The organism is Pseudomonas oryzihabitans, from assembly GCF_032027545.1.
Classification (GTDB): Bacteria; Pseudomonadota; Gammaproteobacteria; order Pseudomonadales; family Pseudomonadaceae; genus Chryseomonas; species Chryseomonas oryzihabitans_F.
The window spans coordinates 22,649-42,280 of record NZ_JAVSJB010000024.1 but is presented as its reverse complement, the minus strand read 5'-3'; the positions used below and the strand labels follow the sequence as shown (position 1 = coordinate 42,280).

The 19,632-nt window shown below is 67.4% G+C and carries 11 protein-coding genes and 2 pseudogenes; 4 read left to right on the top strand and 9 right to left on the bottom strand.

All coding sequences use genetic code 11. The annotated features are described in order from the left end of the window. Positions 1 to 69 precede the first annotated feature (69 nt). The 4 genes from RND78_RS24670 to RND78_RS24655 form a co-directional block, all read right to left on the bottom strand. Positions 70 to 495 carry a GNAT family N-acetyltransferase gene (locus RND78_RS24670; protein WP_312732624.1) on the bottom strand — a complete coding sequence of 142 codons (426 nt, stop codon included), beginning with the start codon at positions 493 to 495 and terminating at the stop codon, positions 70 to 72. Positions 496 to 497: 2 nt separating this feature from the next. Beyond that, complete coding sequence (locus RND78_RS24665) at positions 498 to 1,508, bottom strand: hypothetical protein (RefSeq protein WP_312732623.1); 1,011 nt, start codon at positions 1,506 to 1,508, stop codon at positions 498 to 500. Between the two features lie 130 nt (positions 1,509 to 1,638). Continuing rightward, the gene (locus RND78_RS24660) at positions 1,639 to 2,580 is read right to left on the bottom strand and encodes a diguanylate cyclase domain-containing protein (protein ID WP_312732622.1); all 942 of its coding nucleotides are present in this window, start codon (positions 2,578 to 2,580) and stop codon (positions 1,639 to 1,641) included. Continuing rightward, positions 2,577 to 7,436, bottom strand: coding sequence for a PAS domain S-box protein (locus tag RND78_RS24655; RefSeq protein ID WP_312732621.1), 4,860 nt, complete (start codon positions 7,434 to 7,436; stop codon positions 2,577 to 2,579). The genes RND78_RS24660 and RND78_RS24655 overlap by 4 nt, the downstream gene beginning before the upstream one ends. Before the next feature lie 405 nt (positions 7,437 to 7,841). Here RND78_RS24655 and RND78_RS24650 point away from each other — a divergent pair, with 405 nt between their 5' ends. From RND78_RS24650 to RND78_RS24640, 3 genes are read left to right on the top strand one after another with little or no spacing between them, the layout of a single operon-like run. After that, positions 7,842 to 9,095, top strand: a complete 1,254-nt coding sequence (locus tag RND78_RS24650; RefSeq protein WP_312732620.1) for an oligosaccharide MFS transporter — start codon at positions 7,842 to 7,844, stop codon at positions 9,093 to 9,095. Between the two features lie 9 nt (positions 9,096 to 9,104). Beyond that, positions 9,105 to 10,580 carry a glycoside hydrolase family 32 protein gene (locus tag RND78_RS24645; protein ID WP_312732619.1) on the top strand — a complete coding sequence of 492 codons (1,476 nt, stop codon included), beginning with the start codon at positions 9,105 to 9,107 and terminating at the stop codon, positions 10,578 to 10,580. A 44-nt stretch (positions 10,581 to 10,624) separates the two neighbouring features. Continuing rightward, positions 10,625 to 11,617, top strand: coding sequence for a LacI family DNA-binding transcriptional regulator (locus RND78_RS24640; RefSeq protein ID WP_312732618.1), 993 nt, complete (start codon positions 10,625 to 10,627; stop codon positions 11,615 to 11,617). A 10-nt stretch (positions 11,618 to 11,627) separates the two neighbouring features. Here RND78_RS24640 and RND78_RS28520 read toward each other — a convergent pair whose 3' ends face one another. The 5 genes and pseudogenes from RND78_RS28520 to RND78_RS24625 all read right to left on the bottom strand — a co-directional run bounded on the left by RND78_RS28520 (position 11,628) and on the right by RND78_RS24625 (position 16,664). Further along, positions 11,628 to 12,377, bottom strand: a complete 750-nt coding sequence (locus tag RND78_RS28520) for a methyl-accepting chemotaxis protein (protein ID WP_409457124.1) — start codon at positions 12,375 to 12,377, stop codon at positions 11,628 to 11,630. Positions 12,378 to 12,485: 108 nt separating this feature from the next. Continuing rightward, a pseudogene (locus tag RND78_RS28515) lies at positions 12,486 to 13,517 on the bottom strand (cache domain-containing protein); the annotation flags it as partial. A 120-nt stretch (positions 13,518 to 13,637) separates the two neighbouring features. Further along, positions 13,638 to 14,402 (bottom strand): methyl-accepting chemotaxis protein, encoded by a 765-nt coding sequence (locus tag RND78_RS28510; protein WP_409457123.1) that lies wholly within the window; start codon positions 14,400 to 14,402, stop codon positions 13,638 to 13,640. A gap of 93 nt (positions 14,403 to 14,495) precedes the next feature. Continuing rightward, a pseudogene (locus RND78_RS28505) lies at positions 14,496 to 15,530 on the bottom strand (cache domain-containing protein); the annotation flags it as partial. A gap of 183 nt (positions 15,531 to 15,713) precedes the next feature. Beyond that, positions 15,714 to 16,664 (bottom strand): AEC family transporter, encoded by a 951-nt coding sequence (locus tag RND78_RS24625; protein ID WP_312732615.1) that lies wholly within the window; start codon positions 16,662 to 16,664, stop codon positions 15,714 to 15,716. 323 nt (positions 16,665 to 16,987) lie between these two features. Here RND78_RS24625 and RND78_RS24620 point away from each other — a divergent pair, with 323 nt between their 5' ends. Next, on the top strand, positions 16,988 to 19,420 hold the full coding sequence (locus RND78_RS24620) for a glucose/quinate/shikimate family membrane-bound PQQ-dependent dehydrogenase (RefSeq protein WP_312732614.1): 2,433 nt from the start codon (positions 16,988 to 16,990) through the stop codon (positions 19,418 to 19,420). Positions 19,421 to 19,632 lie beyond the last annotated feature (212 nt).

The window sequence follows — 19,632 nt, the reverse complement described above, 5'->3', positions numbered from 1 at the left end:
CTCCGTCCAAAGCTCGCGCTCGAGGTAGACAGGCTATACCGGCCTGCCGGCCCAGGCAGCCGCCGACCGCTACCTGGCCTGACGCAAGGTCAGGCTATAGGTCTCGAAACCCAGCGCCGCCCAGCACGCCTGGCCGCGCTCGTTGACGGCCAGGACGTTGAGCTGCACCGGCCAGTCGGCAGGCCAGCGTTCATCACGCAGGTGGTGATAGAAGGCACGCCCCAGCCCCTGGCGGCGCGCTTCGGGTGCCACATAGAGATGGCGCAGGAAAATCACCTGGTCTTCCAGGCGGTAGAGTCCGTAGCCCAGCGGCTGGCCGTCCCACTCGGCCAGGATGGCCTGGTACTCGGCGCGCCTCAGCCAGTCCGCCATACGCTGGCGCAGCGCCGCCTCGGCGAGGGGCTGCGGACTGCCCTGATCACGCTGCAGCCCGGCATTGAAGCCGGTCAGTACCTCCAGGTCGGCGAGACTGGCCTGGCGGTAGACGACCGTCATGGCTAGACCAGCCCCTCCGCCTTCAACTCGCTCTTGAGATAGGCGTAGTAGACCGGCGCCGCCACCAGGCCGGGCAGGCCGAAGGCCGCCTCGAACACCAGCATGGCTACCAGCAGTTCCCAGGAGCGGGCGCTGATCTGGCCGCCAACGATGCGCGCGTTGAGGAAGTATTCCAGCTTGTGGATGGCGATCAGGTAGCCCAGGGCCGCCACCGCGACCCAGATCGACAGCGACAGGCCGGCGATGAAGATCAGGGTGTTGGACATCAGGTTGCCGATCACCGGCAGCAGGCCGAGGATGAAGGTAAGGATCACCAGGGTCTTGGCCAGCGGCAGGTGGACGTCGAACAGCGGCAGCACCCCGAGCAGGAAGATGCCGGTCAGGGTGGTGTTGAGCAGTGAGATCTTGATCTGGGCGAAGACGATGTTGCGAAAGGCCTGGGCCACCAGGCCGAGGCGCACCAGCAGCGCGCCGGACAGCGGCCGCAGGCGCCCGGGATCGGGAGTGGGCTGCAGGGCGACGATGGCGCCGAGGATCATGCCGATGAGCACGATGACGAAGGTGCGTGCCGCATCGCGACCGAACAGTTGCAGTTGCGCCACGTGGGCGCGTACCCATTCCACCAGTTCCTGCTTCATGCCGTCGGCGTTGGCCGGCAGGTAGGCGTCCAGCGAAGGCGGCAGCTGGCCGCGGGCGCGCTCGGTGAGCACCATGAACTTGTCCAGCAGCCGTCCGGGGTTCTGCACCTCCTGGATGATGAAGCTGGTGAACCAGACGAAGAACAGCGTCAGCAGGCTCACCACCAGGGCGCCGAGCAGGGCGACGGCGAGCCAGCGCGCGCCGCCCCCGGGCAGATGGCGCTGCAGGCGCCCGGCCAGGGTATTGACCAGTTCGTAGACCAGCAGCCCGGCTAGCAGGCTGGGCAGCAGCTTGAGCGGGAGAACCAGGTAGAGGGCGGTGAAGACGATGATCCAGCTGGCCAAGATGGCCTGGCGTTGCGTGAAGGCGTACATAGATTACCGGCGGCAGAATCCCTGCCCGCAGTCTGACAGTCTGCCGCCTCGCCGCCCAGCCTGGACAGCGAAGAAAGCCCAAGCCTCTGTTACCCGGCGTTACCCGACCGGGCGCTTTCGACCGCTCGACTCAGCCAGCCAGTTCGGCAGCGCAGACCCGGGCGCGGCCCTGGTGCTTGGCCGCATAGAGCTGGGCATCGGCGGCGGTGATCAGGGCGGCCGGATCGACGGTGGTCGGCGGCAGCGCGGTGGCCACGCCCAGGCTCAGGGTGACGTAGCCGGTCGCCGAGGAGTAGCCGTGGGTCAGGCGCTGGTCGTGCACCTGCTGCAGCAGCCGCTCGGCGACCTGGGTGGCGCCTTCCAGATCGGTACCCGGCAGCAGGCAACCGAATTCCTCGCCGCCGTAGCGCGCCAGCAGGTCATAGGGACGGAACAGCCCCTGCCCCAGCGCCTGGGCGACCTGGCGCAGACACTGGTCGCCGGCCAGGTGACCGTAGTGGTCGTTGTAGGCCTTGAAGTGATCGATATCCATGAGGATCAGCGAAAAAGGCGTGCCTTCGCGCTGGCTCTGCCGCCAGCCGCGCAGCAGTGCCTCGTCGAACTGGCGGCGATTGGCGACACCGGTGAGGCCGTCGACCAGGGCGATGCTGCGCAGGGCGTCGCGCTGCGCCTTGAGGGTCAGCTGGGTACGTACCCGGGCGCGCACGATGACCGGATTGATCGGCTTGCTGATGAAGTCCACCGCGCCCAGTTCCAGGCCGGTCACCTCCTCGTCCGGGCCTTCCTGGCCGGTGACGAAGATCACCGGGATGGCCGCGGTGGCCGGATCGGCCTGCAGCCGGCGCAGGACCTCGTGGCCGTCGAGCTGGGGCATCATCACGTCGAGCAGGATCAGATCCGGCTGCTGGGCCAGGGCCAGTTGCAGGGCCTGGGCGCCACTGGTGGCCATCAGGGTCTCGCAATCCTGGCGAAAGAGTTCGTGGAGGATGCGGATGTTCAGCGGTTGGTCGTCGACGATCAGCAGCTTGGCTTTGCTGCGCCGCCCTGCGGCCTCGGCGGTCGGCGGAGTCATAGGGCTTCCTTCAGATCAGGCAGGATGGTGAGCGCCGCGGCGAAGTCGAGGGTCTCGATCTGGGCGCGGAAGAGGTCGTAGCGCACCTGGGCTTCGGCACGGCAATGCACGGGCAGCCTGGCGATCAGCTCCAGGGCTTCGAGATTGCCCTGGCTGAGCAACTGTTCGAGTTCATCCAGCCGTGCGGGCCAGTCGACCAGGGTGTCTTTGTCGGTTGGGATTTCCGCTTCGGCCGGGGTAGGCACGGCAGGCGGCAGCACCTCGGCCAGGGCGCTGCGCAATTCGACGAGGGCTTCGTCGAGCAGCTGTCGCAGGGTCGTCAGCTCCATCGCCACCTCCAGCGGGACACCCGCCCCGGCCTTACCGGCGCGTTCGCCCTCGGCGGCGCGCGCGGCCAGGCGCTGCGCACCCATGGTGCCGGCGCTGCCCTTGAGGGAGTGTAGTACGGCCACCGCTGCGTCGCTGTCGGCGGCATGCCAGGCCTGGGCGAGGTGATCCAGCAGGCTGACGGAATCCTCGGCGAAGCGCTCCAGCAGCGAGCCGAACAGCCGGGCATCGCCACCGAAGCGACGCAGGACGAGGCTCAAGGGTTCCACCTGGCGATCCTCGCCGACCGGCGCGGCAAGGGGCGCGGCGCTGACCTCATGGCCGGTCAGGCGCTGCAGGCGGGCGACCAGCAGTTCCAGGTCGATGGGCTTGCCGACATGGTCGTCCATACCGGCCGCCAGACAGGCGTCGCGGTCGCTATGAGAGGCGTTGGCGGTCATCGCCAGGATCGGCAGGCTGCGGAAGCGTCCGTCGGCGCGGATACGGCGGGTGGCTTCCAGGCCATCGATGTCGGGCATCTGCATGTCCATGATGACCACGTCCAGCGGGGCGCCGGAAAGTACCCGTTCGACCCCTTCCAGGCCGCCTTCCGCCAGTTCCACCTGGGCGCCCTGGGCCAGCAGCAGCTCGGCGGCCACCTGGCGGTTGAGGGCATTGTCTTCCACCACCAGCAGGCGCAGGCCGGCCAGCCGGTGGCTTTCGTCGACCACCGCGGCAGCGTGCACACCGGCCGGGATCTCGGCGCCCAGGGCACGCTCCACCACCTCGACGATCTGCGCCGGGGTCACCGGCTTGGTCAGGTAGTCGTCGAAGGGCGCATCGGCGCTCTGCTGGGTTTCGGACAGGAAGTCGCGGCCGAAGCCGGTGAGCATGATGACCTTGGGTCGGTCGTCGGCCTGCCGCTCGCGAAGTTGCCGGGCCGCCAGCAGGCCATCACCGTCGGGCATGCGCCAGTCCATGAGCACCGCTTCATAGGGCTGCTCCTGTTGCTGGGCCTGGGCGACCCGCGCCAGGGCGGCGGCACCACTGGTGACCAGGTCCACCTGCCAGCCGAGGGCGGCCAGGGTTTCCACCAGCACCTCGCCGACCAGGGTGTTGTCGTCGGCCAGCAGTACCCGCCGGCGTACCGGCGCCAGCTGGGCCTCGCCCTGGCTGTCCACCGCCAGGGCGGCATCGAACCAGAAGCGGCTGCCCACCCCCAGCTCGCTTTCCACCTGCAACTGGCCGTCCATCAGCTCCACCAGGCGCTTGCAGATGGCCAGGCCCAACCCGGTGCCGCCAAAGCGCCGGCTGATCGAGGCCTCGGCCTGGGTGAAGCCCTGGAACAGCTGCTCCTGATGGGCCGGACTGATGCCGATGCCGGTGTCCTGCACGGAGAACTCCAGACGCAACTGACCGTCCGCCCGGGACAGTTGGCGCACGCTGACCAGCACCTGCCCCGCTTCGGTGAACTTGAGGGCGTTACCGGCCAGGTTGATGAGGATTTGCTGCAAGCGCAGGCTGTCGCCGATCAGGGCGGTGGGCAGTCCGGCATCGAGGTGGTAGTTGATCTCGACGTTCTTCTCGCCGCTGTTGCCGGAGAGCACCACCCCCAGGTTGCGCAGCACCTGCTCGAGGCTGAAGGGATGGACGTCCAGCTGCAGCTTGCCGGCTTCGATCTTGGAATAGTCGAGCACATCGTTGAGCAGCCCCAGCAGCGAGCGCGCCGCCTGCTGGGCCTTGGTCAGGTAGTCGCCCTGGCGGGCGTCGAGCGCGGTGCGCTGCAGCAGTTGCAGCATGCCCAGCACGGCGTTCATCGGCGTGCGGATCTCGTGGCTCATGTTGGCCAGGAAGGACGACTTGGCCTGGCTGGCCAGGTCGGCGCGGGTGCGCTCCTCGCGCAAGCGATGCTCCAGCGCCAGCTGTTCGGTGATGTCACGATTGGTGCCGACCAGGCGCAGGACGCGACCGCGTCCATCGCGCTCGGTATGGGCGCCGGCCTGGATGTGCCGGATGGAGCCATCCTGACGCAGGATACGGAACACCGGATCGAACACCGCCTGGCCGGCCATGGTGGCCAGCAACCGGGCCTCGGCCTCGGCGAGGTCATCGGGATGCACGCAGCGGCGCCAGTCTTCGTACACCAGGCCGCGCTGGACCTGCTCCGGGGTCCATTCGTAGAGGTCGGCCATGCGCTCGTTGCACTGCACCTCGTTGGTCTCGGGCCGCCAGCACCAGATGCCCAGCTCGGCCACCTCGGCGGCCATGGTCAGCTGATCGCGGGTCTGCAGCAGTGCCTCGCGCTGGCGACACTGCTCGGTGATGTCGGCGATGATGGCCACCGCCAGGCGCTGGCCGTCCACCCAGGTGATGCCGAGACTCAGGGTGATGGGAAACTCGCTGCCATCGCCACGGCGGGCCAGGGTTTCGTGACCGAGGGAATCGACCGGCCGCGCCTCACCGCTGCCATCCTCGGTGAACAGCGCTTCGTAGCCGCTCAGGTAGGACGGGATCAGGCGGCGGATGTCCTGACCGATCACCGTCTGGGCCACGCAGCCGAACACCCGTTCGCCCGCCGGGTTGAAGGAGCGTACCCGGCCTTCCTCGTCCACGGTCAACACCGGATTGACGGCGGTGTCGAGGATCGCCCGGGTCAGGGCCAGACTCGCCTCCAGCTCGTGCTCGGCGGCCTTGCGCTCGGTGACGTCCGAGGCGATGCCGAGGTAGCCGCTGACCTGGCCGGCGCCGTCGCGCATGGTGGTCACCACCAGGCTGACGTCGCGGTGCTCGCCGTCGCGGCGCACATAGGTCCATTCCCGGGCCTCGGCGCCGGCTCGCTCCGAGCGCTCCACCAGGACCCGGAAGCCGTTGACCGGCTGGCCGAACTGGGCGCTCAGCGCCTGCCCCTGGGCCGCCAGTTCCTCGGGCAGGTGGAAATCGCTCGCGTACCAGCTACCCACCACCTCGGCGGCGCGATAGCCCAGCAGGCGCTCGGCGCCTTCGTTGAACAGGGTGATGCGACCGTCGCGGTCGGTGGCGATGATGCCCACCTCGGAAGCCGCGCGCAGCACGTCGCCGAGCAGCCGGTTGGTCTGGCTGAGTTCGGCAGTACGCTGGGCCACCTGCTCTTCCAGCCGGGCATTGAGCGCCAGGATCTCGGCCTGGGCGGCCTTCTGCAGCGAGATGTCGCGTACCGTCTTGGAGGCGCCGATTATCCGGCCGTCACGGCCGCGCATGGGCGAGACGCTGACCAGCACCTCGATGAGGCGGCCGTCGCGATGCTGGCGCCGGGTCTCGAAGTGCGGTACCGGCTCGCCGCGGCCGATGCGTTCGAGCACCGACCACTCCTCGTGTTCGAGTTCGGTGGGCACCACCAGATCGAGCAGGCGCCGCCCCACGGCTTCGCTGGCGGAATAGCCGAACAGCTGTTCCGCTGCGTGGTTCCAGCTCAACACCACGCCCTTGAGATCCTTGCTGATGATGCCGTCGGAAGAGCTCTCCACCACCGCGGTGAGGTTGGCCTGGTCCTGCTGGTACTGGCGGCGCCGCTGGCGAGTGGTCAGCAAGGCGAAGGTCAGGCCGGCGGCCAGCAGGCTGAACAGCTTGCCGAACAGATGCACCAAGGGCACCGAGACCAGGTTCTGCGCCGCGACGAAGGTCGGGGTGGCAGTGAATGCCAGCTGCCATTGCCGGCCATAGACGTCCTGCATCAGCCGGCGCTCGGACAGCTCCTGAGCGCCCTCCTCGTCTTCGCCTTGCCGATAGAAGAGACGCGGGGCATCGGGCACGGTCACGTCGCTCAGGCGGATGATCAGCCCAGGAATGTTCAGCCGCAGACTGCCGAACATTTCCCCGATGCTCAGGGGCACATAGGACCATCCCAGGGTAGCGGCCTCCCGTGCGCTCGGATCGACCGGAGGCAGCCCCTCGTCATAGATCGGCAGCATCATCAGAAAGCCGGGCTCGGGCGGCGTAGAGGCCTGCAGTTGCAGCGGACCAGTCAGATGGATATCGGCGTGCCGCATGGACAGCACGGCGGCCTCGCGGCGGATGGGATCGGACGCCGCGTCCATGCCAATGGCCTTGAGGTTACGCGCGACCGGTTCCAGGTACTGGACGATATAACGATCGCCGTCATGGGGCGCGAAGGTACGAATGGTGAAATTGGGCCAGCCATCGGCGCTGGCTTCCCGCAGAAACCGCGCTTCGTCGGCCTGGGGCACCCGGCGGATGAAGCCGACGCCTCGTGCGCCGCGAAACTCCTGGCCCAGGTCATGGACACGACCGTAGTTGCCGAGCAATTGGCGCGATAGGTTGCCACCGGCGACCACCACCAGGTCACGCATGCCGATCAGGCTGTATTCGTAGATGCGCAGGCGGTCCAACACCTGGTCGCGCACGTCCTCGGCCGCGCTGTCCAGGGCGCTGTGCAACTGCTGGTCATTGCGCATGGCCAGATGGCGCATGGCCAGGCTGGTCAGCAGGACGCCACAGAGAAAGACGCCGAGGCTCCAGCGTACGCGAGTGGATTTGCACAGCCTGATGAACATGGTGCCCCTGGTGGCAAGGCTGCCACAGCGCGGATTAGCGAGGCCGGGGACGGGAAGCGCAACGACGAAATCGGGCCTCCACCGAACCTGGCGGTATAGAGAGCCCATCGGCGGGGAAAAAGGCTTTCTTTATGCCGTAGATCGCCCGTTGGGCGAGAGCGGGACGGGCGAAGCGCGCAAAGCACCAAGATAGAGCATTTTATTGCACTAATTGGTTTTACTATATCTGACGAGCGGTGGATGCCTTTGCCGAACGTCCAGCCCGCATGACGCCGGGGTACGAGGTGACGCTGATGCCTTCAAGCAGCGCAAGAGGAAGCTGACTCTTGACTTACCCGGCACAACTGCTTTTATCTAGGCGCTGATGTTAACGTTACCAAAAAACAACAACAATGAGGATTTCCCATGGCTCGCTCGCACCGCCGTGCCTATTGGCTGGTCAGTGGTCTGCTGTTCGCCTTCTTCTTCGCCTGGTCGTCCAGCTATTCGCTGTTTTCCCTCTGGCTGCACCGGGAGGTGGGCCTGAATGGCACCGAGACCGGCTTCGTCTTCGCCGCCAATGCCGTGGCCGCCCTGCTCATCCAGCCCTGTTATGGAGCGCTGCAGGACCGCCTCGGGCTGTCGCGCAAGATCCTGGTGTGGATCGGCGTGCTGCTGACCCTGGGAGCGCCCTTCTCCATCCACGTCTACGCCACCCTGCTGGCCGGCAACCTGGTGCTCGGGGCCCTGGTCGGGGCCCTGTTCCTCGGCTTCGCCATGCTCGCCGCGGTGGGCGTGATCGAGTCCTATACCGAGCGCCTGGCCCGCTGCGGTGGCTTCGAATTCGGCCTGGTGCGCACCTGGGGCTCGCTGGGCTGGGCCGCGGCTACCGCCGTGGCGGGCGTGGCCTTCAATGTCGATCCGCAGCTCACCTTCTACCTGAGCAGCGCCGCCGGGGCGGTCTTCCTGCTGCTGCTCAGCCGGCTGGACCTCAGGCTCTTCGACCAGGCCGAGGCACGTGCCTATAGCGTCGGCGCGCCGGTGCGCAGCGCCGAGCTGCTGGGGCTGCTGCGACTGCCGCGCTTCTGGGCACTGAGCCTATACCTGACCGGCGTGGCCGGGGTGTACATGGTCTACGAACAGCAATTCCAGGTGTATTTCGCCAGCTTCTTCGCCACCCCGGCGGAGGGTATCCGCGCCTACGGCTATCTGAATTCCAGCCAGGTGCTGCTGGAAGCCGGCTGCATGTTGCTGGCGCCCTGGCTGGTGACCCGCCTGGGCGCCAAGCAGGGCCTGATCCTGGCCGGCACGGTGATGTTCGTGCACATCCTCGGCTCGGGGCTGGTCGACACCGCCTGGGCCCTCGCCGCCTGCAAGATGCTGCATGCCCTGGAGGTGCCCATCCTGCTGGTGGCGGTCTTCAAGTACCTCAACCTGCATTTCGATCCACGGCTGTCGGCCACCCTCTACATCGTCGGCTATCAGTTCGCCCAGCAACTCACCGCCATGCTGCTCGCCCCGCTGGTCGGCTACGGCTACGACCGGCTGGGCTTCGCCCCGGTCTACCTGCTGCTGGCCGCCCTGGTGGGCGTCTGCCTGCTGCTGTCCTGGTCGCTGCTGCGCGGTGATCCACGCACGCTGTCCCCTACTCGTCCGGTCGAACACTCGACCCCTGCCTGAGAAACCTCCATGTCCCGTTCCGCCCTGCGCGATGCGCAAGCCGCCCTCCAGCACCACCTGCCGCAGCGCCAGGACGACTGGCGCCCGGCCTATCACCTGGCGCCGCCGGTGGGTTGGATGAACGACCCCAACGGCCTGGTGTTCTTTCGCGGGCATTACCACGTCTTCTATCAGCACCACCCCTATTCGACCGCCTGGGGCCCCATGCACTGGGGCCATGCGCGCAGTGCCGACCTGGTCCATTGGGAACACCTGCCGGTGGCCCTGGCACCGGACACCGAAGCCGACCGCGACGGCTGCTTTTCCGGCTCGGCGGTGGTCTGGGACGACACCCTGTACCTGATCTACACCGGTCACCGCTGGCTGGGCGAACCGGGCCGCGAGGACCAGGGGCTGTACCAGGTGCAGTGCCTGGCCAGCAGCAGTGACGGCCTGACCTTCAGCAAGCACGGGGTGATCATCGAGCCGCCCGCGCCGGCGCTGCAGCACTTCCGCGATCCCAAGGTCTGGCGCCAGGATGGCGCCTGGTGGCTGGCCCTGGGCGCCCGCGCCGGCGACGACCCCCAGTTGCTGCTCTATCGCTCCACCGATCTCTACCGCTGGGACGTGCTGGGCTGCGCCCTGGCGGGGACCCGCGCCCTGGACGGCTACATGTGGGAGTGCCCGGACCTGTTCCGGCTCGACGACACCGACGTCTTCCTCTATTCGCCCCAGGGCCTGGCTCCTAGTGGCTACAGTCGACGCAACCTCTACCAGACCGGCTATCGGCTCGGTCGGCTGGACACGAGCGGGCGCTTCCAGCCGCGTACCCCCTTCGTCGAACTCGACCACGGCCACGACTGCTATGCCGCCCAGACCCTGGCCGCCCCCGATGGCCGCCGCCTGCTGTGGGCCTGGCTGGACATGTGGGAGAGCCCCATGCCCAGCCAGGCCCATGGCTGGTGCGGCCAGCTCTCGCTGCCGCGGGAGCTGAGCCTGGACGGCGACCGCCTGCGCCAACGGCCGGCCCGGGAGCTGGTAGGCCTGCGCCAGGGCGCCCAGCTCAGCGCGGAGACCCGCCTGTGTAACGAACGCCGCCCACTGCCCCTGCAGGGTGATCGCCTGGAGCTGCAGGTGGAACTGGACCTGGCCGGCAGCGATGCGGAACGCTTCGGCCTGGCCCTGCGCTGTGATCCCAAGGGTCAGGAGCAGACCCGGCTCTATGTGGATGCCCAGGCCGGCCGCCTGGTACTGGACCGGGAGCAGGCCGGACGCGGCGTCACCGGGGTACGCAGCATCCCCCTGGCCCCCGGGCAGGCCAGGGTGAAGCTGCAGCTGTTTCTCGACCGTTCCTCGCTGGAGGTATTCGTCGACGACGGCGCCTGGGTCCTCAGCAGTCGCCTCTATCCCCGGCCGGATAGCCAGGGGCTGGCGCTGTTCGCCCACGATGGCCAGGCGCGGTTCGGCGAGCTGCAGGCCTGGACGCTGCGCGACCTGCAGCTCTGAAGGCGGCATACTCCAGCGCTGGAGAACAGGCGATGAGGTAGCGGATGGCGTCGGTAAAGGATGTGGCCCGGCTGGCGGGGGTCTCCGCCATGACCGTGTCGCGCGCCCTGAACACCCCGGAAAAGCTTGGGGCCGAGACCCTGGCGCGCATCCAGGCGGCGATCCAGACCCTCGGCTACGTGCCCGACCTCGCCGCCCGGCGCACCCGCGGCGGGCGCTCCAGCGGCAAGACCATCGGCGTCTTCGCCCTGGGCACCGCCACCACCCCCTTCGCCGTGGACCTGCTGCTGGGCCTGGAGCGCACCGCGCGCGAGCACGACTGGAATCTGTTCATCGTCAACCTGCTGGACGAGGGACCGCGCCCGCAGGATCTGGCGCTGATGCTGGCGCATCGTCCCGACGGCATCGTCTTCAGTTCCATGCACCTGTGCCAGGTGGAGATTCCCGCCGGCCTGGGCGAACGTCCGCTGGTGCTGAGCAACTGCCATACCGCGGCGAGCGACCTGCCCTGCTACGTGCCCGACGACAGCGCCGGCCAGTACCTCGGCATGCGCGCCGCCCTCGCCCGCGGGCCGCGCCGGCCGCTGTGCCTCAACCTGCCGCGCCACAGCCCGGCCTGGCCGCTACGCCAGGCCGGCATGCTGCAGGCCTGCCGCGAGGCGGGCTTGGCCCTGGCGGACCTCAGGCAATACGACCTCAGCCGCGACGATGCCTATCGGGAAATCCCGGCCGAACTGGAACGCCACTTCGCCGCTGACCAGCCGCCACCCGACCTGCTGGTGTGCGGCAACGACCGCATCGCCCTGGTTGCCTATCAATGGTTGCTGGCCCGCGGCCGGCGTATCCCGGCGGACGTGGCGGTGCTCGGCTACGACAACATGGTGGGCGTGGCCGAACTCTTTCATCCCCCGCTCACCACGGTGCAGTTGCCGCACTTCGAACTGGGCCGCCAGGCCGCATTGCACCTGATCGAGGCCCGCGCGACCCGCGGGCTGATCCGACTGCCGTGCCCGCTGGTGGAGCGGGCATCGCTCTAGGTCGCTCTCGCTAGATCCGGAAACCACCCACCAGCCGCTGCAACCGCCCGGCCTCGGCCTCCAGGGCGGTACAGGCCGCCAGGGTGGCCTGGAGATTGTCCACGCTCTGCTGGTTCAGCAGGTTGATCTCGCTGATGTCCATGTTCAGCGTCTCCACCACCGAGGTCTGTTCCTCGGTCGCCGTGGCCACCGATTGGTTCTGGCCGTCGATCTCGCCGATGCGCTCGGTCACGCTGCCCAGCCGCTCGCCGGCACTCTTCGCCACCTGCATGCTGTGGGCGCTCTGTCGCTGGCTTTCCTGCATCAGCGCCACGGCGTCGCGGGAGCCGTGCTGCAGTTCTTCGATCATCTGCTGGATCTGCTGCGCCGAACTCTGGGTGCGACTGGCCAGGGAGCGCACCTCGTCGGCCACCACGGCGAAACCACGGCCGGCTTCACCGGCACGGGCCGCCTCGATGGCGGCGTTGAGCGCCAGCAGGTTGGTCTGCTCGGAGATACCGCGGATCACCTCGAGGATCTGGCCGATGTTGGCAGTCTTGCCGTTGAGCGCCTCGATATGCTCGCAGCTGGTGCCGATCTTGTTCGATAGCGCCTGCATGGCATGCAGGGCTTCATCCAGTACCTCGCGGCCCTCCTCGCCCTGGGTGCGGGCCTCGCTGGCCTCGCCCGAGGCATGGGCAGCGTTGCGGGCGATCTCCTGGGCGGCGGCGCCCAGTTCGTTGATCGCCGCGGCCACGCTGGTGGTGCGCTGGGCCTGCATATCGGATTGCTGCATGGAGGACTGGGAAGACTCCAACACGCGCCGGGTGCTCAGGTTCAGCTCGCCGGTGGTCTGGGCCACGTCACGGATCGAGGTGTGGATACGCGCCACGAAATGGTTGAAGGCCTCGGCCAGGGCGCCGAATTCGTCGCGGGCCTGCACCGGCAGCCGGCGGGTAAGGTCGCCCTCGCCCTGGGCGATGTCGTCCATGGCCCGGGTCAGGTCGTGCAGCGGACGCAGCAGGACGCGGATCAGCAGCCCCAGCAGCAGGATGATGGCGAGCACCGCCACCACCGTGGCGACGATGGCCAGGTTGCGCGCCTGGGTCACCGGGGCGTAGGCCTTGGTCTGGTCGATGGACAGGCCCAGGTACCACTTGACCGAAGGCAGGCCGTTGACCGGCGTGAAGCTCACCAGGCGGTCGCTGCCATTCTGGGCGACCGCCTGCAGACCGGGCTGCAGCGACGGGGTTTGTTCCGGGAAGACGTCCTTGAGGGCCTTGAGCACCTGCTCGGGATGGCTGCTGACCAAGACCTTGCCGTCACCGTCGACCAGGAAGGCTTCGCCCAGCCCACCGACGTTGAGCGAGGTGATGATGTCCACCAGGGCCGAGAGGTTGAGGTCGCCGGCTACCACGCCGGCCAGTTGGCCGTCGCGCAGCAGGGGCGTGGCGATGGTCACGCCCAGTTGGCCGGAGGAGGCGAAGATATAGGGTGGCGTCAGCACCGTGGTGCCCGCCGCCGTGGCCGCCGCGTACCAGGGCCGCTTGCGCGGATCGTAGCCCGCCGGCAGGCTGCGCAGCGGCCGGGTGGTGTAGGTGCCGTCGACCTCGCCCAGGTAGGTGGAGTCGAAGTTGCTGGTATAGACCTTCTGCTCCAGCAGACCCACCAGGCCTTCGGGCGAACGGTCCCGCACCAGGGTCTGGGCCTCACCTTCGATGAGTTTGACCCGGGCATCCAGCCAGTAGGCGATGTTGCCGGCGGTCACCTTGCCGGTTTCGCTCAGGGTGGCTTTCAGGCTCTGGTCGATGGCCTGGCGTTGCAGATAGGCATTGAAGCCGGCGAAGGCGGCCAGCGCCAGGGTCACCACCAGGGCGGCGGCGAGCAGAATCTTGTGACTGAACTTCAGGTGGCGCTTCATACAGATCCCTGTCCGTAACTAGGCGGCGATGCCGATCTCGAGGCATGGCCTGTCGCCGTGGTTATCGGGCAAGGGGCAGACTACTTGAGCGCAGCCTGCCGACCTTTTCGCGCCCTCCGACTAGATGCGGAAACCGCCGACCAAGCGTTGCAGACGACCGGCCTCGGCCTCCAGGGCGGTACAGGCCGCCAGGGTCGACTGAAGGTTGTCCACGCTCTGCTGGTTCAGCAGGTTGATCTCGCTGATGTCCATGTTCAGCGTCTCCACCACCGAGGTCTGTTCTTCGGTGGCGGTGGCCACCGACTGGTTCTGCCCATCGATCTCGCCGATGCGCTCGGTCACGCTGCCCAGCCGCTCGCCGGCGTGCTTCGCCACCTGCATGCTGTGGGCGCTCTGCCGCTGGCTTTCCTGCATCAGCGCCACCGCGTCGCGGGAGCCGTTCTGCAGTTCTTCGATCATCTGCTGGATCTGTTGCGCCGAACTCTGGGTGCGGCTGGCCAGGGTACGGACCTCATCGGCCACCACGGCGAAACCCCGCCCGGCTTCACCGGCGCGGGCCGCCTCGATGGCAGCATTGAGCGCCAGCAGGTTGGTCTGCTCGGAGATGCCGCGGATGACCTCGAGGATCTGGCCGATGTTGGCCGCCTTGCCATTGAGCGCTTCGATATGTTCGCAACTGGTGCCGATCTTGGCCGACAGCGCCTGCATGGCGTGCAGGGCTTCGTCGAGCACCTCGCGGCCTTCCTCGCCCTGGGCACGGGCGCTGCTGGCTTCGCCCGAGGCATGGGCGGCGTTGCGGGCGATTTCCTGGGCGGCGGCGCCCAGCTCGTTGATCGCGGCGGCCACGCTGGTGGTGCGCTGGGCCTGGACATCCGACTGCCGCATGGACGATTGGGAAGCCTCCAGCACCCGCCGGGTGCCCTGATTCAGCTCGCCGGTGGTCTGGGCCACGTCGCGGATCGAGGCATGGATGCGGGCCACGAACAGGTTGAAGGCCTCGGCCAGGGCGCCGAATTCATCGCGGGACTGCACCGGCAGCCGCCGGGTCAGGTCGCCCTCGCCCTGGGCGATGTCGTCCATGGCCCGGGTCAGGTCATGCAGCGGGCGCAGCAGGACGCGGATCAGTAGCCCCAGCAGCAGGATGATGGCGAGCACCGCCACCAGGGTGGCGACGATGGCCAGGTTGCGCGCCTGGGTCACCGGGGCATAGGCCTTGGCCTGGTCGATCGACAGCGCCAGGTACCACTTGACCGAAGGCAGGCCGTTCACTGGAGTGAAGCTCACCAGGCGGTCGCTGCCGTTCTGCATGACCGCATGGAAGCCGGGCGCCAGCGACGGTGTGTGCTCGGGGAAGACATCCTTGAGCGATTTCAGCACTTGATCGGCGTGGCTGCTGACCAGGATCTTACCGTCGGCGTCCACCAAGAAGGCTTCGCCGAGGCCGCCGGCATCCAGCGAGGTGATCATCTTCATCAGGCTGTCCATCACCAGGTCGCCGGCCACCACGCCGATGAGCTTGCCGTTCTGCAGGACCGGCGCGGCGATGGTGATGCAGAGGAAGTTCTGCGGTGGCGCGGTGAGATAGGGCTCGGTGAGGATGGGGCCACCGGCACTTACCGCGGCCTTGTACCAGTCACGCTGGCGGGCGTCGTAGCCGGCGTCCATGGGCGTGTGGGGACGGTCGGTGAAGGTGCCGTCGACCTCGCCCAGGTAGGTGGAGTCGAAGTTGCTGGTATAGAGCTTCTGTTCGAGCAGGCCGACCACATTGGCCGGGCTGCTGTCGCGGGACAGCGCCTGCGCCTGGCTGTCGATGAGCTTGATGCGCGCATCGAGCCAGTAGGCGATGTTGCCGGCGGTGGTCCGGCCGATCTCGCTCAGCGAGGCCTCCAGGCTCTGGGTGATGGCCTGGCGTTGCAGGTAGGCATTGAAGCTGGCGAAGCCGGCCAGGGCCAGGGTCACGACCAAGGCGGCCGCCAGCAGGATCTTGTGGCTGAACTGGAGAGAACGTTTCATGGGTACCACGTAGCAGACGATAAGGGTGGCATACCCACGCGGCCAGACCTTGATCGCGATAAACGTTCAGCGGAAGGCGGCGACGGAAGCCAGGATGACAGGCGCACTATCACGCATTAGTCTGGCAATTTACCGGGTACAACCGATAGACGTTCTCAGCTAGCCGATGTCCGGATGGTCACGCTAGAGCAGGCTTAATCCTTTCAGCAGTACCAGACCCAGGTTGGTGGTCAGCATCCCGCCCAGGGTGCTGACCACCACGATGGCCGCCGCCAGTTGGGCATTGCTGCCCGCGGCACGGGCCATGACGAAACTCGATGCCGCCGTGGGACAACCCAGATAGAGAAAGAGAATGCCCAGCGCCGGTCCCTGGATGCCCACCACCAGGGCACCCAACACGCCGAACAGCGGAATCCAGACGATCTTCCACAGGCTGGCGCCCACCGCCAGGCGACTGCTTTCGCGCAGGGACGCCAGGGACAGGGTGGCGCCGATGCACATCAAGGCCAGCGGCAGGGTGAGCCCGGCGAAATAGCGCGCCGAGGTGTCCAGCCAGCGGGGCAGTTGCCACTGGCAATAGGCGAAGGGAATCGCCAGGAGGATGCCGATGATCAGTGGATTGCCGAGGATGCTGCGCAGCAGGGTGCGCCAGTTGGCCTCCAGTTGCGGGCTGTAGAGCGCCAGCACCAGGGTCGAGAGCACGTTGTAGAAGAGGATGACCATGCCGGCCATGATCCCGCCCACCGACAGGCCGTAGTCGCCGTACTGGGTGGCCGCCAGCGCCAGGCCGACGATGCCGCAGTTACCGCGAAAGGCGCCCTGCACATAGACCCCGCGGTCGGCTTGCGGACAGCGCCAGACCGCCCAGCCCCAGGCCGCCAGGAAGCTCGCCACCGTGGCCAGGGCGAAGTAGCCCAGCAGCAGCGGCTGCAGGGCGTCGCCGAGATCGGCCTTGACGATGCCGAGAAACAGCAGCGTCGGCATGGTGGCGCGAAACACCAGATTGGACGAGGTGTTGATGAAGGCGGTATCGATCCAGCCCAGCCGCTTGAGCAGACTACCGAGCAGCACCAGGGCGAAGACCGGGGCGGTGACGTCGAAGGTCGCCTGGACCAGGGCAAGTACGTCGGACATGGCGGGCAACATTAGGAAAAGGCTCGCGATGGTAGCAGGCACGACGTGTCGCGGGCTCCTTCCTTCCGTCATCGCGAAGTGACATCAGTCAATGCTTAGCTTACTATCTACCCGCCCGATTCAACCGACGCCTTCCGCGCCATGCCTCGCTTCGCCTCAGCGCGATCTCACCAGCTTCCTGCCAGGGAAGCCGGCGATGGGGTGGAACAATAAGATAGACAACAGGTTCAGACGTAGCAGACGCCAGATCCGCATGCGGTTCCGATTTGCGCTGACGTCGGTCGAGTCGAAGTCTCTTTCACGATTGCATTGCGAGCACTGCCATGACTGTCACTTCCAACGCGAGACCGGGAGGCCTGCCTGCCAGGTTACTCGGCATCCTGTTCATCCTCCTGGGCCTCGCCCTGTTGGGGCTGGGCATCAAACTGGCCACCCTCGGCGGCTCCCTGTACTACCTCGGCGGCGGCGTGCTGCTCGCCCTGAGCGGTTACCTGCTGTGCATCCGCCGGGCCAGTGGCGTCTGGGTCTATGCCTTCTTCCTGGTCATGTCCACCGCCTGGGCCGTGCTGGAAGTCCAGTTCGACTGGTGGCAGCTGGTGCCGCGCCTGGCACTCTGGTTCGTGCTCGGTCTGGTGCTGCTGATCCCGGCGTTCCGCCGTCCGCTGGACAGCCGCAGCGGCGGCCTGCCGCTGGTGGGTTCGCTGGTGATCGCCGGCGCCGTTGCCCTGATCGCCCAGTTCGTCAACTACAACCGTCTGGACGGTGACCTGGGCCGCGACACCGCCGGCACCGAGAGCGCCGCGCCGACCGCCGCCGACGGCGACTGGCCCTCCTATGGCCGTACCGCCTTCGGTGATCGCTACTCGCCGCTCAAGCAGATCGACGTCAACAACGTGAAGGACCTGCAACCGGCCTGGACCTTCCGCACCGGCGACATCCCCGGCCCGAACGATCCCCAGGAGACCACCGCGGAAAACACTCCGCTCAAGGTCAACGGCATGCTCTACGTCTGCACGCCGCACAGCCAGGTGATCGCCGTGGACCCCGACAGCGGCAAGGAAATCTGGCGCTTCGATCCCAAGCTGAGCACCCAGCACGCCGACAGCTTCAAGGGCTGGGCGCACATGACCTGCCGCGGCGTGGCCTACCACGACGACGCCACCTACGCCGGCACCACCACTGCCGGCCAGAGCCCGGCCACCGGCAATGCCGTGCCGGTCGACGAGCAGAGCACCCCGGTCGCCAACAGCTGCCCGCGGCGCCTGTTCCTGCCCACCGCCGACACCCGCCTGATCGCCCTCAACGCCGACACCGGCAAGGTGTGCAGCGACTTCGGCGACAACGGCCAGATCGACCTGAGCGCCAACATGGGCAGCTTCACGCCCGGTGGCTACTACTCCACCTCGCCGCCGGCGGTGACCCGCAACCTGGTGATCATCGGCGGCCACGTCACCGACAACGTCTCCACGGACGAGCCCTCCGGTGTCGTCCGCGCCTACGACGTGCACAGCGGCAAGCTGGTATGGAACTGGGACAGCGGCAATCCGGACGCCACCGCGCCCATCGCCGCCGACGGCATCTATACCCGCAACTCGCCCAACATGTGGTCGATGATGGCGGTCGACGAGAAGGTCGGCATGGTCTACCTGCCCATGGGCAACCAGATGCCCGACCAATGGGGCGGTGACCGTACCCCGGCGTCCGAGAAGTACAGCGCCGGCGTCGTGGCCCTCGACATCGCCACCGGCAAGGTGCGCTGGAACTACCAGTTCACCCACCATGACCTCTGGGACATGGACGTGGGCGGCCAGCCGACCCTGGTGGACATCAAGACCGCTGGCGGCGTGAAACCCGCGCTGATGGCCTCGACCAAGCAGGGCAGCATCTATGTGCTGGACCGCACCAACGGTCAGCCCCTCTATCCGATCACCGAAACCCCGGTGCCCCAGGGCGCGGTGGCAGGCGACCACACCTCGCCGACCCAGCCGGTCTCCTCGATCAACCTGGCCGCGCCGACCCTCAAGGAAAGCGACATGTGGGGCGGTACGCCCTTCGACCAGGCGCTGTGCCGCATCGCCTTCCGCGAGCACCGCTACGAGGGCATCTACACCCCACCGTCCACCCAAGGCTCGATCGTCTATCCGGGCAACTTCGGCGTGTTCGACTGGGGCGGTATCTCGGTCGATCCGGTCCGCCAGATCGCCTTCCTCAATCCCAGCTACATGGCCTTCACCTCCAAGCTGGTCCCGCGTGAAGAGATCGCCAACCAGCCGGCGCGCAAGAGCGAGACCGAGGGCATCCAGCCCAACAAGGGCGCGCCCTACGGCGTGATCCTGTCGGCCTTCCTGTCGCCGCTGGGCCTGCCTTGCCAGGCACCTGCCTGGGGCTACGTGGCGGGTCTCGACCTGACCACCGGCAAGCTGGTCTACAAGCACAAGAACGGCACCGTGCGCGACAACTCGCCGGTTCCGCTGCCCCTGCCCATGGGCGTGCCCAGCCTGGGCGGCACCGTCACCACCGCCGGTGGCCTGGCCTTCCTCAGCGGCACCCTGGACCAGTACCTGCGCGCCTATGACGTGAAGAACGGCAAGGAACTGTGGAAAGGCCGCCTGCCGGCCGGTGGTCAGACCACCCCCATGACCTACACCGGCAAGGACGGTCGCCAGTACGTGCTGGTCTACGCCGGCGGCCATGGCTCGCTGGGCACCAAGCAGGGTGACTACGTGATGGCCTTCGCCCTGCCCGAGAAGCAGTAAGGGCGCCCGCGCCCGAGCTCCCCTCTTCTCCGGGAGAGGGTTCGGGGCGAGGATGCTTCGAGCATTTTTGACATCCTGTTGGAACCCCCCTCGCCCCACCCCGAAATCCCGGCCCAGCCGGGATTTTTTTCGCCTGGGCTTTATCTCTCTATGAAAAGAGCCCCCTGGCATCTAAGGCCCAGCGGAAAAGGCTGCACCGTTTTCCACGCTAC

Excerpts from the sequence above, each read along its gene's own strand:
- RND78_RS24670 (WP_312732624.1), bottom strand. The coding sequence starts at position 495 with ATGACGGTCGTCTACCGCCAGGCCAGTCTCGCCGACCTGGAGGTACTG.
- RND78_RS24645 (WP_312732619.1), top strand. The coding sequence starts at position 9,105 with ATGTCCCGTTCCGCCCTGCGCGATGCGCAAGCCGCCCTCCAGCACCAC.
- RND78_RS24655 (WP_312732621.1), bottom strand. The coding sequence starts at position 7,436 with ATGTTCATCAGGCTGTGCAAATCCACTCGCGTACGCTGGAGCCTCGGC.
- RND78_RS24640 (WP_312732618.1), top strand. The coding sequence starts at position 10,625 with ATGGCGTCGGTAAAGGATGTGGCCCGGCTGGCGGGGGTCTCCGCCATG.
- RND78_RS24620 (WP_312732614.1), top strand. The coding sequence starts at position 16,988 with ATGACTGTCACTTCCAACGCGAGACCGGGAGGCCTGCCTGCCAGGTTA.
- RND78_RS24665 (WP_312732623.1), bottom strand. The coding sequence starts at position 1,508 with ATGTACGCCTTCACGCAACGCCAGGCCATCTTGGCCAGCTGGATCATC.
- RND78_RS28510 (WP_409457123.1), bottom strand. The coding sequence starts at position 14,402 with ATGCGGCAGTCGGATGTCCAGGCCCAGCGCACCACCAGCGTGGCCGCC.
- RND78_RS24660 (WP_312732622.1), bottom strand. The coding sequence starts at position 2,580 with ATGACTCCGCCGACCGCCGAGGCCGCAGGGCGGCGCAGCAAAGCCAAG.
- RND78_RS24625 (WP_312732615.1), bottom strand. The coding sequence starts at position 16,664 with ATGTCCGACGTACTTGCCCTGGTCCAGGCGACCTTCGACGTCACCGCC.
- RND78_RS24650 (WP_312732620.1), top strand. The coding sequence starts at position 7,842 with ATGGCTCGCTCGCACCGCCGTGCCTATTGGCTGGTCAGTGGTCTGCTG.
- RND78_RS28520 (WP_409457124.1), bottom strand. The coding sequence starts at position 12,377 with ATGCAGGCCCAGCGCACCACCAGCGTGGCCGCGGCGATCAACGAACTG.